Consider the following 14,842-nt stretch of genomic DNA (forward strand, 5'->3'; position numbering starts at 1 on the left):
TTTGGGCAACGAAGAAATTGGGGCTTCAGTTGGTCCAGCGGACGTTTGTCAGGTCGTTGGCGGGCATGGGGGCGTTTTCCCACAGGCCCTCGATCTCGGCCTTGGCGACGCCGGTCTTTGGCAGCTGGAAGAGATAGGCGTTGACGTAGTCGTCGGCGATGATTTCCTGCGCCTGCTTGAGGAGCATCGAGCGTTCGGCCGGGTCGACGGTCGCGTCGAGCTTGGTCATCAGGTCCTTGAAGGCCTGATTGTGGTAGTTGAAGTAATAGTCATCGCGGGCGTAATTGCCGATGTCCATGGGCTCGACATGGCTGATGATCGTCAGGTCATAGTCGGCGTTCTTGTAGACCTGTTCGAGCCATTGCGCCCATTCCATGTTGATCGTCTGAGTCTGGATGCCGACGGCGCGAAGCTCGGCTGCGATGATCTCTCCGCCGCGGCGGGCGTAGGGGGTGGGCGGCAGTGCAAGGCGCAGGTTGATGTCCTTGAGGCCGGTTTCCGCGATCAGCTTCTGCGCAAGCTCGGGGTCGAATTGCGACTTGGACGTGAGGTCGGTGTAGTCGGGGTTGTGCGGGGCGAAATGCGTGCCGATGGGCGTGCCATAGCCGAACATTGCGCCGTCGATGATGTCCTGCCGGTTGATCGCATGCGAGATCGCCTCGCGCAGGCGTTTGTCGTCGAGGGGCGCCTTGGCGTTGTTCATCGCGAGGATGGTTTCGCCCTCGGTCGTGCCGACGAGGACCTTGAAGCGCGGGTCGGACTGAAGCTGGGCCAGCGTTTCGGCGGCGGGATAGATGGGGAAAGCGTCGATATCGCCCGCCATCATCGCCGAGAAGGCCGCCGTCGGATCGCCGATGAAGCGGAAGGTTGCGGATTTCAGCGCTGGTTTCGGCCCCCAATAGCCGTCGAAGGCCGTGAGTGAGATCTGGTCGCCCTGACGCCATTCACCGAACTGGAAGGGGCCGGTGCCGACCGGATGGGTGGCGATGTCCTTGATGCTCGCCTCATCGACCATGACAGCATCGCCCCAGGCCATCTTGAAGGGGAAGGCGCCGTCGGGCGCTTTCAGGGTGATGCGGACGGTCTGGGGGTCGACGGCCTCGATTTTCTCGATGCCTTCGAAGAGCCATTTCTGCGCATTGGTGCTGTCGGCGGCGCGCGCGCGGTCCAGCGAGAAGATCACATCCTGCGCATCGAAATCGCTGCCGTCGTGGAATTTCACGCCCTTGTGGAGGTGAAAGACGTAGGTCTTGCCGCCCTCCTCGATATCCCAGCTTTCGGCGAGGCCGGGGATGGTGCTGCCGTCAGGGGCGGCGCGGGTCAGCCCCTCGAAGATATTGGCGTAGACGATTTCGTCGATGGCCGCTGCCGCCCCGCCGGTGGGGTCGAGGTTCGGCGGCTCAAGCACCATGCCGAGCGTGATATGGTCCTGCTGGGCCAGCGCCGGCATCGAGATCAGGGCCGAGATGGCGGCCGCCTGCAGGAGTGTCTTGAGCATCCGATATCCCCCCATGGTGTCGGGGTATCATTCAGCGCATTTCGGCGGTGATCAAGTCCGAGGCTCGGTCAGTTGCTGTGCGATGCCCGCGAACATCAGCCAGGCCGAGGTGACGACAAGACCCCAGCTGGCCCAGCTTTGCGGGTGGAAATTGACCACGACCGCCCAGATGGCGAAGAAGACCCAGCCCGCCGTCATCGGAAGCGAGATCCAGCGCCAGCGCTCGGTGCGCACCGGGTGGATGAACTTGACGTTCAGGAACATGCCGACGGTCAGCGCCACCACGATCAGCAGGATGATCCAGTGGTTCGGCTTCAGCGCGAACAGCACCAGCACCACCATGTTCCAGCAGCCGGGGAAGCCCATGAACGAATTGTCCTTGGTCTTCATCCGCGTGTCGGCGAAATAGATCACGCTGCCATAGACGATGGCGATGATCGCGATCCAGCCCGTCCAGCCCTCCAGCAGGCCGGATTTGAACAGCGCATAGGCCGGGATGAACACATAGGTCAGGTAGTCGATGATCAGGTCCATCAGCACGCCGTCATAGGTCGGCCAGTTGGACTTGACCTCGTACCGGCGGGCCAGCGGGCCATCAACGCCGTCGACGATCAGCGCAATTACCAGCCAGAAGAACATGTTCGGCCATTGCCCCTCGACCGCGGCCAAAAGGGCCAGCATCGACAGGACGGCACCGGTTGCTGTCAGCAGATGAACGGAAAGGGCTTTGAAACGAAGCTGCATCGCCCGCTTCTGTCACCAATTCGTCAATTTCGCAAGTTCGCTTGCAGTCTTATCGCGCATGAGCACGCGACTGATGCGCTTCTGCCCGACCGCCTGCTTAAAGCGTGAATTCCGGCTGCGAATAGCCCTGCAGATAGAGAAGCGAGGTCAGATCGCCGTGGTTGACCCGGACGCTGACCTGCGCCGCGACCGAGGGCTTGGCGTGCAGCGCGACGCCGGTTCCGGCCAGGTGCAGCATGCCAAGGTCATTCGCGCCGTCGCCGACCGCGATGGCCGCGGCCGGGGTCAGGCCGTGGCGGGCGGTGATCTGTTCCAGCGCCTCGATCTTGGCTTCGCGGCCCAGCACCGGCAGCGAGACATGGCCGGTCAGGACGCCATCCTCGGACAGCAGCGTATTGGCGCGGTGTTCGTCAAAGCCCAGGGCGGCGGCGACCGGCTCGGTGAAGACGGTGAACCCGCCCGAGACCAGCGCCGTATAGGCGCCATGCGCCTTCATCGTCGCGATCAGCGTGCGACCGCCGGGCATCAGGGTGATGCGGCTGTCCAGTACCTGCTCGATGACGCTTTCCTGAAGCCCTGCCAGCAGGCCCACACGCTCGACCAGAGCTTCGTGGAAATTCAGCTCTCCGTTCATGGCGCGGGCGGTGATGGCGGCGACGCGTTCGCCTACTCCGGCGAAATCGGCCAGCTCATCGATGCATTCCTGCTGGATCATGGTCGAATCCATATCGGCCAGCAGGATGGATTTGCGTCGGTCCTGCGAGGGCTGCAGCGCCATGTCGAAGCCCAGTTCCTGCAGCATCTCCCAGCGGTCCCAGAAACCGGCGGGCTGGTCCTCAAGCGGGAATTCGGCGGCGACCTCGCGTTCCAGCCAGCGGGCCGGGCCGCCGTTCCAGCGCTTGCGCAACTCCTCGACCAGGGATGAGGGCAGGTCGGCGCGGTCGGGTGCGGCAAGAAGCGTAAGCGTGAACATGAAGCCTCCGGGCTGATGCTTGGCGCAGGACTAGCCAAGAAGAACCGCAGCTTCAATCGCGAAGCGCGCGGCGCGAGTGGTCAGAGACCCGCGCCACGGATCATGGATCAGTCGTGAAGACCGTCAAGGAAGGCGGCAAAGCTGCCCGCGACCTGGGTGATGGCACCAGCGCCTTCGTCTTCGGTGACGTCCAGATCCACCAGCGCGACCGAGGGGTCGGGGCCCAGGCGATAGTCGAAGACAAAAATGCCCTGACTGCTGTCCGAGGTGAAGGGCACCAGTTTTCCCGCAACATCCGGTGGCAGATCTTCCTCCAGCGCCTCGATATAGTGCCATGTGTTATAGCTGAAATCGTCGCCCTCGAAATGCTGCTTGACGAAGAACAGCGCGTTGACGGGGATCCGCGCCTCGCCCACATCCGCGACCGAGGGTTCGGGGATCTGCCCGAAATGCGCCTTGACGGTGCTGCGGTAATCCGGGGGCAGGGCGACGCCGCGCACCTCTTCCAGAATGTCCAGATCCGCGTCAGTCACCGGGGGCAGGCCGGATTTGTAGTCGTGCCATTCAATCTCGGCCATGTCGGTCCTCGCTTAGAACAGAATTGGGATGCGGTCACGGGCGGCTAGCTGCGCCCGCCGCCCCAGGTCGCCATACCGCCGGTGTGTTTGAAGGCGGCGTGGGGGGCTCGGTCGACCAGTTTCATCAGGCCCATATTCTGATGATGGTGCCAGGTCAGGTCGGCGGGCGAGCTATTGAAGTTTCTGCCCTGGAGGAAATCGTCCCTCTGTTGTTGGCTCAGGCCCATGCGTCCGGCAAGGCGTGGATCACCCTTTAGCGCAGTTTGCACGGCTTCATTCGCGGCTTTGAAATGCCCGACTGAATCCTTGGTGTTGATGTGTTTGGGATCGAGATAAACGTCCGCCTTCGATTGAAACACCGGGAAACCATTCGGGTCGTAGGTCACCTTCTCGGAGATGTTCGAGCTGGTGCCGACCTTCGAGCCATCAGGGTTCATCACCCAGGTCACATTGCTTTTGGGCTGATTGACCGTCACCGTCGTGCCGTCGACCCTTTGGGCCTGCGGTTGGTCGTCCTTCTGACGCCGCCACGTTTTCGGCGGGTCACCGATGGTGATCATATTGTTACCGACCATGGTGGTCTTGCCCTTGTTCCCGTCGACAATCAGCGGGGCGGGCTTGTTTCCGGTCAGGGCTTGCTGGGCGGAAACGGACATATAGGGGTTGTTCTGAAGGCGGGTTTGTCTTCCGGAAAGAGGACGAAGTGCGGGCATATTGGCACCTGTAAAATGAACTCGTTACAATCGCGGGTTGATGTTCAACTCATTGTTTAAGCGTCTATAAAGCATGCTAGCATCGCGCAGATGCCTTGCCCACGGGGGCGCCGGGACAGGGCAAAAACCCGCCTTTTTCTACCCATGGGATCAGAGGATTGCCGCCTTTTCGCGCCGCATCTGCGGCGGTTTCGCGATCGTGATGGCGCGCAGCAAAAAGGCCCCGCCGGTTGCGGCGGGGCCTTCGGATCTCGTGCCGTGGTGCGACAGGCCTAGTCGTGCAGCCCGTTCAGGAAATCCGCGAAACTGCCTGCGACCGGGGTGATGAGACCATCTTCCTCTTCGGTCAGGTCCATATCGACCAGCGAGACCGAGGGCGTGTCGCCGTTGCGATAGTCGAAGACAAAGATCCCGTGGCTGCTGTCCGAGGTGAAGGGCACCAGCCGCGCGGCCAGATCGCCCAGCTCTCCGTCCATATCCTCGATATAGGACCACATGTTGTAGCTGTTGTTTTCCGTCGCGTCCTTTTTCACGAAGAACAGCGCGTTCACGGGGATCTGCGCCTCGCCCACATTCGCAACGCCGGGCGTCGGAATGTCGCCGCGATGGGCTTTCACCGTCTCGCGGTAGTCGGCGGGAAGCTTCACGCCACGCGCGGCCTCGACCTCGTTCAGATCGGCATCGGTGACTTCCGGAAGGCCGGACTTGTAAGGGGACCAAGTGATGCTGGCCATGCTGTTCTCCGTCTTGACGTAACTGCCGGGTGTAGATGCGGGCTGGGGTGGCTCAGCTTCGGCCGCCGCCCCAAATGGCCATGCCACCAGTATGAGGGAAAGTGCTATGGATCTCGCGGTCGACAAGCTCCATCTTGCCCGCATCCTGATGGTGGTTCCAGGTAAGGTCGGGCGGGGACTGGTTGAAGTTCTTGCCATCTTTGAAGAACTGGACCTGTTCAGGGGTAAGCCCCATTCTGTCGGCGAGTGAGGGGTCATTTTCAAGCGCCTTTGCCACCTGTTCGTTGGCCTCGCGGAAATGCTCCGCTTCGTTTTTCGAATTGATGTGCTTGGGGTCCAGATAGATGTCGGCCTTCGAATCGAATTGCGGGAAGCCGTTCTTGTCATAGGTCATCGTGTGGCCCTTTTTGGTATAGGTAACCGAGCCATCGGGGTTTTCCACTCGGGTGTCATATTTCTGCGGTTCGTTGACTTTGACAGTCCTACCATCAACGGTCGTAACCTCAAGCTTGCCGTCGGGCCGGGTGTTGACCGTCGGCAACTCACCGACGGTGACATCCCGGCCGTTGACCCGCGCGCTGGAGCCAACAGCATCATCCACGACAAGGGGCGCGCGCCGGGCTGCTGCACCAAGGGCGTCGTCGATCTTCTTTGCGATGCCGCGCAAGGTTTTCTGCGCGCTTTCCGGCAGCGCATTCATGACGCTTTCCGGGATCTTGTTGATCGCGCCGCGAATGGTCTCGAGCGCGGGCTTGGCTTTTTCCAGGAATTTCGAGTCGCGCGCGGCCAGTTCGACGGCATTGTCGATGGTCTTGGCCCATTTCCCCAGCTTGCCGACCTTGGCCAGATCGCCGGCATAGGGCAACATCCCCGCGGCCGAGATCAGCGCGCCGCCAACATCGCCCCGGAACAGCGACACCAGCGTGTTCGCCCCGTCCGAGATCGGCGTCGGGTCGACCAGCCCGGTCAGGTCCAGCGCCATCTGCGCCATATCGGCCATGACCTCGCCCTCATCGGGCTTGTCGCCGCTGGGCGGCTTGCCCGTGCCGGGGTTGCCCGGGCGGTCCTTCAGGGCCGCCGCATCAAAGCCTGCGAAGCTGGCGGCGTTGATGCAGCCAGTCTGATTGGCGATCTCATTCATCGCCCAAAGCCGTGAACCCGCCGTATTTTCGGGGTTCAGCAGCATGTCACGGCCTTTGTCGGTGTTCATCACCGCCGTCAGGTTCGACGCAATGGTCTGGCGGGCCAGCTTGTCCTGAGGCGTGCCGCCGGGCCTGCGCGCCAGCGCGATGGCATTGGCCATGCTCTGGCGGTATTCCGGGCCCGCGTCCTTGGCCTTCTGATCCGAGAAGAACAGAAGGGCCGTCATCTTCTGCTGCTGTTCCTGCGGCATCCGGCCGGGGTCGCCCAGAGCATCCCACATGGCCTTGCGGGTCGGCTCATCCGCCGAGGCGATGCGCTGGGCCAGCCCGGTCTCATTGCCCTCATAGGATTTGATGACTGCGCCCAGATCGAGCTTGGCGGCGGCCTGGAACAGCTCGTGATTCCTCTGCGAGATTTCACTGGTCGTGAGGATCGCGCCTACACGGCGGACCGCATCATCGTCGCTGAGCGCGGGTGCGGCCATGGCCGTCGCAAGGGCGGCGCGGGCCTGCGGGTCGTTCTTGACCCGCTCGGACGCCTCCTTGATGTTTTCCCGCATCTGGCCGGGGTCCTGCGCACCCCAGGCGTTCACCGCCTGCTGGGACATATAGGCCTGTTCGGCCGGGGTCATCTTGCCCAGCGGAGATTTGCCGGTCAGCGCATCGCCGATGGCCTCGCCGCCCTTTTCATCCTTCCAGAAGATCCAGCTTGATTCGCGCTTGCCGGCATTTTCGGTGACATATTTGTCGATTTCGGCCTTGCGCTCGGGCGTGACATCGGGCGCGGGCTTTTCCGTCGGAACGCCGGGTGCCGGGGTCGGATCGCCCGCAGGTGGTGGCGTCGTCGGGGCCGGTGCGCCGGGGCCCTGAGTGGGGGTGTCCTGTGCAGGAGGCGGTACAGGCTTGGTTGGAGGAGGGGCAGGAGGGGTTTCGGTCCGGGGTCTTTTTGTCGGTTCGATCGACATGCTGTACCTGCAAGCTTGAGAACTGATTACAACTGGTGGTTGCCTGTTACTCATTGAAATCAAAGGCAACTTTAGCGGAAAGCCTGCCATGGCCCGGAAGGCGTTGCCACGCGGATTTTCCGCGCTGGCGAAAAATCGCCTTGGGAGGTGATTTCTGCACTTGCTCCGAATCGAGGCCGGGCATATTCCCGTCGGTGGGACACGCCGCCCCAACGCGGCGCTTATAGCTGGAAGGCTAACATCATGAGCACGACTGCTCCGGCTACGCGGCCGGTCAATCCGCGTTTTTCATCTGGCCCATGTGCCAAGATCCCCCATTTTTCGCTGGACATGCTTGCTGACGCGCCGCTGGGCCGCTCGCATCGTGCCGCCATTGGCAAGGCCAAGCTGGCCGAGGCCATCGACCTCACGCGTGAGGTTTTGGGCGTTCCGGCAGATTACCGCATCGGTATCGTCCCCGCCTCGGACACCGGCGCCGTCGAGATGGCGCTCTGGTCGCTGCTGGGTGCCCGCAAGGTCGAGATGCTGGCCTGGGAAAGCTTCGGCGAGGGCTGGGTCACCGATGTCGTCAAGCAGCTGAAGCTGGATGCGGTGGTCCGCAAGGCCGATTATGGCCAGATCGTCGATTTCACCCAGGTCGATTTCAACAATGACGTGGTCTTCACCTGGAACGGCACGACCTCGGGCGTGCGGGTGCCGAATGGCGACGTGATCCCGGCGGATCGCGAGGGGCTGACCATCTGCGACGCGACCTCGGCCGCTTTCGCCATGGACCTGCCCTTCGACAAGCTGGATGTGGTCACCTTCAGCTGGCAGAAGGTGCTGGGCGGCGAGGGTGCGCATGGCATCCTGATCCTGTCGCCCCGCGCGGTCGAGCGGCTGGAAAGCTATACCCCCGCCTGGCCGATGCCGAAGATCTTCCGCATGACCAAGGGCGGCAAGCTGATCGAAGGCATTTTCAAGGGCGAGACGATCAACACGCCCTCGATGCTGTGCGTCGAGGATTATCTGGTCGCGCTGAAATGGGCGCTGGGTCTGGGCGGGCTGAAGGGCCTGATCGCGCGCTGTGACGCCAATGCTGCCGCCGTGCGGGATTTCATCGCGGGCAAGGACTGGATCGCCGATCTGGCGCAGGACCCGGCGACGGCCTCGACCACCTCGGTCTGTCTGAAGTTCACCGATCCGCGCATCAAGGATGGCGCAGCTTTCGCCAAGGCCGTGGCCAAGCGGCTGGAGAAAGAGGGCGTGGCGCTGGATGCCGGGGCTTACCGCGATGCGCCTGCGGGTCTGCGGATCTGGTGTGGCGCGACGGTCGAGACATCGGATGTCGCAGCGCTGATGCCCTGGATCGAACATGCGTTCGAGACCGAGATTGCCGCGCAGGCCTAAGAGAACGGGGGGCGCTGCCCCCCGCACCCCCCGGGGTACTTTCCCAACGAAGAAATCGTGACGCAGGGATGATCCTGCGCCTGTCCCCGCATATCCAAGAGGATAGACAGATGCCCAAGGTTCTTGTTTCGGACAAGCTTTCGGAAACCGCCGTTCAGATCTTTCGCGATCGCGGCGTCGAGGTCGACTACCTGCCGGAAATCGGCAAGGACAAGGAGAAACTGGCCGAGATCATCGGTCAATATGACGGTCTGGCGATCCGCTCGGCCACCAAGGCCACGGCCAAGCTGCTGGAAAGCGCGACCAATCTGAAGGTCATCGGCCGCGCCGGGATCGGGGTCGACAATGTCGACATTCCGGCCGCCTCGAAAAAGGGCGTGATCGTGATGAACACGCCTTTCGGCAACTCGGTCACCACAGCCGAGCATGCGATTGCCCTGATGTTTGCCGTGGCGCGGCAGCTGCCGGAGGCCTCGGTCTCGACCCATGAGGGGAAGTGGGAGAAGAACCGCTTCATGGGGGTCGAGGTCTTCAACAAGATCCTGGGGGTGATCGGGGCTGGCAACATCGGTTCGATCGTGATCGACCGGGCGCTGGGACTGCGGATGAAGGTCATCGCCTATGATCCCTTCCTGTCGGAGGAGCGGGCGAAGGAACTGGGCGTGAAGAAGGTCGAGCTGGACGAGCTGTTGGCGCGCGCCGATTTCATCACCATGCATGTGCCGCTGACCGACAAGACCCGCAACATCCTGTCGCGCGAGAATCTGGCCAAGACCAAGAAGGGTGTGCGCATCGTCAACGCCGCGCGGGGCGGGCTGATTGATGAGGAGGCGCTGGCCGAGCTGTTGAAGTCGGGCCATGTGGCCGGTGCGGCGCTGGACGTCTTTGCCGTCGAGCCCGCGACCGAGAGCCCGCTTTTCAACCTGCCGAATGTGGTCGTGACGCCGCATCTGGGCGCCTCGACCACCGAGGCACAGGAGAATGTGGCGCTGCAGGTGGCCGAGCAGATGTCGGATTACCTGCTGACCGGCGCAGTGCAGAACGCGTTGAACATGCCCTCGGTCACTGCCGAAGAGGCCGCGATCATGGGCCCCTGGCTGAAGCTGGCGCAGCATCTGGGCAGCTTCATCGGCCAGATGACCGATGAGCCGATCAAGGCGATCAACGTGCTTTACGACGGCGTTGCGGCCGAGATGAACCTGAAGGCGCTGAATGCGGCCGTGATCGCGGGCGTGATGAAGGCGACGAACCCGGATGTGAACATGGTCTCGGCCCCGGTCATGGCGCAGGAGCGCGGGGTGCAGCTGGCCACCACGCATCAAAGCAAGACCGGCGTCTTTGACGGCTATATCAAGGTGACGGTGGTGACCGATGACCGCGAGCGGTCGATTGCGGGCACGGTCTTCAGCGATGGCAAGCCGCGATTCATCCAGATCCGCGGGATCAACGTCGATGCCGAGATCGGCGAGCATATGCTTTACACCCGCAACAAGGACGTTCCGGGCGTGATCGGCACGCTGGGGATGACGCTGGGCGATCTGGGGGTGAACATCGCAAACTTCACTCTGGGCCGGACCAAATCCGGCGATGACGCCATCGCGATCCTGTATCTGGACGAGGCGCTGACTGCGAAGACGCTGGGGATTTTGCGCGACACCGGCAAATTCCTGCAGGTGCGTCCGCTGCAATTCGAGGTTTAACCCTTGCTCCCCCCGGATTAGGGTCCGGGGGGACGATCTAAGGGGGCCGACATGCGCATCTATGCGATTGGCGACATTCATGGGCATCTTGACCTGCTGCAAGAGGCCCATGCGCGTATCGAAGAGGACCGCCGCCGTCAGGGTGGCGAGGGGCTGGTTGTCCATGTCGGCGATCTGCTGGATCGCGGGCCCAAGTCGCGGCAGGTGGTCGATTATCTGATGCAGGGGCAGGCCGAGGGGCAACCCTGGATGATCCTGAAGGGCAATCACGACCGCTTCCTGCCTAAATTCGCGCTGAACCCGACATGGATTGACCCCGGGCTGACCTCGGGGCGGCACTGGATCGACCATCCGGCTTTGGGCGCGCCCGAGACGCTGGCCTCTTACGGCATCGCGACCGAGGGGCGGAGCCATGACGACATCCACCGCGACGTGATGCGTGCCGTACCTGAAAGCCATGTGCGCTGGCTGTCCGCTTTGCCGCTTTACCACCTGACGCCGCAGGCCCTTTTCGTGCATGCGGGCATCCGGGCGGGCGTCGATCTGTCCCGGCAGACCGAGCAGGACATGGTCTGGATCCGCGCGGGCTTTCTGGATCAGGCGACCGATCACGGCGTTCTGGTTGTGCATGGGCACACCACGGTCGACCATGTCAGCCATCTGGGCAACCGGCTGGCCATCGACACCGGTGCGGCCTATGGCGGGCCGCTGGCCGCCGTCGTGCTGGAGGGCGACCGGATCCACCAGTTGACGGATGCTGGGCGCGAGCCGGTGCTGCCGCAGCCACTGGCCGGTTGACGCATCAGGGCGAATGGCCCAGAAAGTTGAGAACAGGTTGCGACTGACGTGATCGTGCCCGGTGCGGGCCGAGACGATGCCCTTGCGGCGCTCAGGTCCCGGATGCGCGGTCCTTTCAGGAAATCACCGGATCAGGCGCGTGCCGTTCAGGCCGCGGGAGGGGCGGATATGCCGACAGTGACCAGACTTCTGATTGCATTTCTGATGACGGGCTCTGGCGCGCTGGCCGAGGGGCCGGTCGATCCTGCGGTTCTGGCCGGTCCTTGCGCGAATTGCCACGGCCCGGACGGGCATTCGGCGGGGGCGATCCCCTCGATCGCGGGTCTGCCTGAGGCAGAGACGGCGGCGCTGTTGCGGGCTTTTCGCGCGGATGAGGTGCAGGGGGCGACGGTGATGCCCCGGCTAATGAAGGGCTATGATGAGGCGCAGATCGACATGCTGGCCAAATGGTTCGCCGAGGTGAAGTCATGACCGGGCAGGGACTGACGCGCCGCCTTCTGCTGGCGGGAATGGGGCAGCACTGGCCGCCCCGGCATTGCGCGCGCAACCTGCCCGGCACCGGATTCTGGTCGTCGGAGGCGGGTTCGGCGGGGCCACGGCGGCGCGCTATCTGCTGAAGCGCGACCCCTCGCTGGAGGTCACGCTGGTCGAGCCGTCGCAAAGCTATGTGACCTGCCCGTTCTCGAACCTCTATCTGGGCGGGCTGCGGGATTGGGACAGCCTTGCGCATGGGTTTGACGATCTGCGCGCCCTGGGCGTGCGGGTGGTGCATGACCGGGTCGAGGCCATCGACGCAGAAAAGCGGCAGGCGGCGCTGTCGGATGGTACGCGCATCAATTGGGACCGGCTGATCCTGTCGCCCGGCATCGACATCCGCTGGGGCACGCTGGAGGGCTATGACGAGGCGGCGGCCGAGCTGACCCCGCATGCCTGGAAGGCGGGGCCGCAGACGCAGCTTCTGCAGCGCCAGCTGGCCGAGATGCCGGACGGCGGCACCTTCGTCATGGTCATCCCCGAGGGGGCCTATCGCTGCCCGCCCGGCCCCTATGAGCGCGCCGCGATGGTCGCGCATTATTTCAAGACGCATAAGCCCGCCAGCAAGATCCTGTTGTTGGACGGCAAGGATCAGTTCTCGAAACAGGGTCTGTTCCAGCAGGGCTGGAAGGCGCTTTACGGCGAGATGATCGAATGGGTGGGCCTGTCCGGTGACGGGCAGGTGGTGCGTGTCGACGCGCGCGCGAAAGAGGTCGAGACCGCCTTCGGCACCGTCCACCGCGCCGATGTGCTGAACGTCATCCCGCCCCAGCAGGCGGGGCTGATTGCGGCGCAGGCGGGGGTGACAGATGCCAGCGGCTGGGCACCCGTCAAGGGCGGCAGCTTTGCCTCGGCGTTGGTCGAGGGGGTGCATGTGCTGGGCGATGCCACCATCGCAAGCCCGATGCCGAAATCGGGTTTTGCGGCCAATACGCAGGCCAAGGTGGCGGTCGCGGTCATTCTGGCGGAACTGGCGGGCGCGCCCATCCCCGAGGCGTCCTATGCCAACACCTGCTACAGCCTGATCGGGCCGGGCTATGGCATCTCGGTCGCCGGGGTCTATCGCGCGGAAGGGGATGCCATCGTCGAGGTTCCCGACTCGGGCGGGGTCAGCCCGCTGGATGCGCCCGCCTCATTCCGCGAGGCCGAGGCCCGCTATGGCGAGGGCTGGTATGCCTCGATCTGCCGTGACATCTGGGGCAGCGCATGACCGGGCCCGACAGGCATGAAACCGATGCGACATTTGTGGAGAAGCTGACATGATCACCCGGCGCAACTTGCTGATTTCCGCCCCCGTCGCGGCAGGGCTTCTTCTGCCGGGCGCGCAGCTTCTGGCGGCGCCCGGGCTGGTCACCGGCGAGACGCGGATCATGCCGCGTCAGGGCAAGGGGCCGCGCGTGGTCATCTGCGGTGGTGGCTGGGGCGGCATGACCGCCGCGCGCCATGTGAAGGAACAGATCCCCGACGCCGATGTGATCCTGATCGAGCGCAATCCGGTCTTCTGGTCCTGCCCGATGTCGAACAAATGGCTGATCGACGTGGTCGACACGGATTTCCTGCTGCATGACATGCTGGCCCCCGCCCGCGCCTATGGCTATCGCCTGCTCAACGCCGAGGTCACCGGGTTCGAGCGTGACAAGAAGCTGGTCCGCACCTCGCAGGGCGGCATCGACTATGACTATCTGATCCTGTCGGGCGGCATCCGGAACGCCTATGACGCCTGGTTCGGCGAAGATCAGGCCAGCGCGGAATACACGCGCCAGCACTTCCCTTCGGCCTATATCCCGAATGCCGAACATGTGGCGCTGAAGCGCAAGATGCAGGAATTCAAGGGCGGCACCATCGTCATGACCCTGCCGCCGCCGCCGCATCGCTGCCCGCCCTCACCCTATGAGCGCGCCTGCGTCATGGCCTGGCATTTCAAGACGAACAAGATTCCGGCCAAGATCATCATTCTGGATCCGAAGCCCAAGATCGGCCCCATCGGCGAGGGCTATCGCGCCGCCTTCGAAGAGCTTTACCCCGACATCATCACCCATGTCCCGAATGCGAAAATCAAGGAGGTCGATCCCTACAACAAGCGGATCATGACCGAGGCGGGCGATTTCGACTTTGACGACGCGGTCCTGATGCCGCCGCATCAGGCGGCCGATATGGTCTGGTGGGCCGATCTGATCGGCAAGGATGCCGAAGGCCGCCCGACCGGCTGGGCCGATATGGACGCGCGCATGTATACCGCCAACAGCGATGAAAACGTCTTCATCGTCGGGGATTCCATGGGGATGATCTCGGACCAGTTCGGGCATTATCCGAAAAGCGGCCATGTCGCGAATGCCATCGCCCATATCGTCGCGCGCAATCTGGCGCAGCGCGTCTCGGGGCAGGAGGTGGTGCCGGAACTGCCCGACAACCTGTGCTACATGCTGGTCAATGGCGACCCGCGCGAGGCGATTGCCGTGCAGTTCACCTATGCGCTTGCGCAGGACGGCAAGGTCCATCAAACCCAGATCGACATCGACGTCCGCACGCCTGACTTGCTGGCCGAGGATTTTGTCTGGATCGAGGGTAAATTCAATGACTTCCTGGCTTGATCCTTTCGCGGGGCTGGTGCTGTCGCGGCGCGGGGTGCTGCTGGGTGCGGCGGCCTCTGCCGCGCTGCTGCCCTGGGCGGCGGTTGCGCAGGACACGACCGCGAAACCCCAGCCCGACACCGCTGAGGCTGATCGCATCGCTGCGGAATTCGCAGGCGGCACCGCGCCCGTCGCCAGCGGGATCGGGCTTGACCTGCCGGTTTTGGGCGACAACCCCGCCGCCGTTCCGCTGCGCGCCAAGGTGACCGAGCCGCTCTCGGAGGCGGTCTGGTGCGAGGAAATGATCGTCATCGCCGAGCTGAACCCCCAGCCCCTGGCCTGTCGCTTCAGCTTCACCCCCGACATCGGCAGCGCCGAAATCGGCATCCGCCTGCGCCTGATCCAGACCATGCCCGTCCGTGTCATGGCCCGGATGAGCGATGGCCGCATCCTGATGGCGCGACAGGACATCACCGTCACCGCCGGCGGCTGCGGGATGTAAGG

The 14,842-nt window shown here is 63.5% G+C and carries 14 protein-coding genes; 7 read left to right on the top strand and 7 right to left on the bottom strand.

Annotation, left to right across the window (positions count from 1 at the left end; genetic code table 11):
* Nucleotides 1-25 precede the first annotated feature (25 nt).
* From IQ24_RS05145 to IQ24_RS05175, 7 genes are all read right to left on the bottom strand, one after another.
* On the bottom strand, nt 26-1,498 hold the full coding sequence (locus tag IQ24_RS05145) for an ABC transporter substrate-binding protein (protein ID WP_145396742.1): 1,473 nt from the start codon (nt 1,496-1,498) through the stop codon (nt 26-28).
* A gap of 51 nt (nt 1,499-1,549) precedes the next feature.
* The gene (locus IQ24_RS05150; protein ID WP_145396743.1) at nt 1,550-2,242 is read right to left on the bottom strand and encodes a CDP-alcohol phosphatidyltransferase family protein; all 693 of its coding nucleotides are present in this window, start codon (nt 2,240-2,242) and stop codon (nt 1,550-1,552) included.
* A gap of 97 nt (nt 2,243-2,339) precedes the next feature.
* The gene (gene serB / locus IQ24_RS05155) at nt 2,340-3,215 is read right to left on the bottom strand and encodes a phosphoserine phosphatase SerB (RefSeq protein ID WP_145396744.1); all 876 of its coding nucleotides are present in this window, start codon (nt 3,213-3,215) and stop codon (nt 2,340-2,342) included.
* 107 nt (nt 3,216-3,322) lie between these two features.
* Nucleotides 3,323-3,793, bottom strand: coding sequence for an SMI1/KNR4 family protein (locus tag IQ24_RS05160; RefSeq protein ID WP_145396745.1), 471 nt, complete (start codon nt 3,791-3,793; stop codon nt 3,323-3,325).
* 44 nt (nt 3,794-3,837) lie between these two features.
* Nucleotides 3,838-4,506, bottom strand: a complete 669-nt coding sequence (locus IQ24_RS05165) for an HNH endonuclease (protein WP_145396746.1) — start codon at nt 4,504-4,506, stop codon at nt 3,838-3,840.
* A gap of 272 nt (nt 4,507-4,778) precedes the next feature.
* On the bottom strand, nt 4,779-5,240 hold the full coding sequence (locus IQ24_RS05170) for an SMI1/KNR4 family protein (protein ID WP_158637477.1): 462 nt from the start codon (nt 5,238-5,240) through the stop codon (nt 4,779-4,781).
* A gap of 52 nt (nt 5,241-5,292) precedes the next feature.
* Complete coding sequence (locus tag IQ24_RS05175; RefSeq protein WP_158637478.1) at nt 5,293-7,347, bottom strand: HNH endonuclease; 2,055 nt, start codon at nt 7,345-7,347, stop codon at nt 5,293-5,295.
* Nucleotides 7,348-7,590: 243 nt separating this feature from the next.
* Between IQ24_RS05175 and IQ24_RS05180 the strand changes: the two genes are divergently transcribed.
* From IQ24_RS05180 to IQ24_RS05210, 7 genes are all read left to right on the top strand, one after another.
* Complete coding sequence (locus IQ24_RS05180) at nt 7,591-8,736, top strand: phosphoserine transaminase (protein WP_145396749.1); 1,146 nt, start codon at nt 7,591-7,593, stop codon at nt 8,734-8,736.
* A gap of 110 nt (nt 8,737-8,846) precedes the next feature.
* Nucleotides 8,847-10,436 (top strand): phosphoglycerate dehydrogenase, encoded by a 1,590-nt coding sequence (gene serA / locus IQ24_RS05185; RefSeq protein ID WP_145396750.1) that lies wholly within the window; start codon nt 8,847-8,849, stop codon nt 10,434-10,436.
* 51 nt (nt 10,437-10,487) lie between these two features.
* Nucleotides 10,488-11,234, top strand: a complete 747-nt coding sequence (locus IQ24_RS05190) for a metallophosphoesterase (RefSeq protein ID WP_145396751.1) — start codon at nt 10,488-10,490, stop codon at nt 11,232-11,234.
* 177 nt (nt 11,235-11,411) lie between these two features.
* Nucleotides 11,412-11,705: a c-type cytochrome gene (locus IQ24_RS05195; RefSeq protein WP_199756490.1), complete on the top strand. Its 294-nt coding sequence runs from the start codon at nt 11,412-11,414 to the stop codon at nt 11,703-11,705.
* A gap of 64 nt (nt 11,706-11,769) precedes the next feature.
* Complete coding sequence (locus IQ24_RS05200; protein ID WP_242007926.1) at nt 11,770-12,978, top strand: NAD(P)/FAD-dependent oxidoreductase; 1,209 nt, start codon at nt 11,770-11,772, stop codon at nt 12,976-12,978.
* A gap of 49 nt (nt 12,979-13,027) precedes the next feature.
* Nucleotides 13,028-14,359, top strand: coding sequence for an FAD-dependent oxidoreductase (locus IQ24_RS05205; RefSeq protein ID WP_199756491.1), 1,332 nt, complete (start codon nt 13,028-13,030; stop codon nt 14,357-14,359).
* Nucleotides 14,343-14,840 carry a thiosulfate oxidation carrier protein SoxY gene (locus IQ24_RS05210; RefSeq protein WP_145396754.1) on the top strand — a complete coding sequence of 166 codons (498 nt, stop codon included), beginning with the start codon at nt 14,343-14,345 and terminating at the stop codon, nt 14,838-14,840. The genes IQ24_RS05205 and IQ24_RS05210 overlap by 17 nt, the downstream gene beginning before the upstream one ends.
* The last annotated feature ends 2 nt before the right edge of the window (nt 14,841-14,842 follow it).

This window comes from Paracoccus sulfuroxidans, assembly GCF_007830335.1.
GTDB classification, from domain to species: domain Bacteria; phylum Pseudomonadota; class Alphaproteobacteria; order Rhodobacterales; family Rhodobacteraceae; genus Paracoccus; species Paracoccus sulfuroxidans.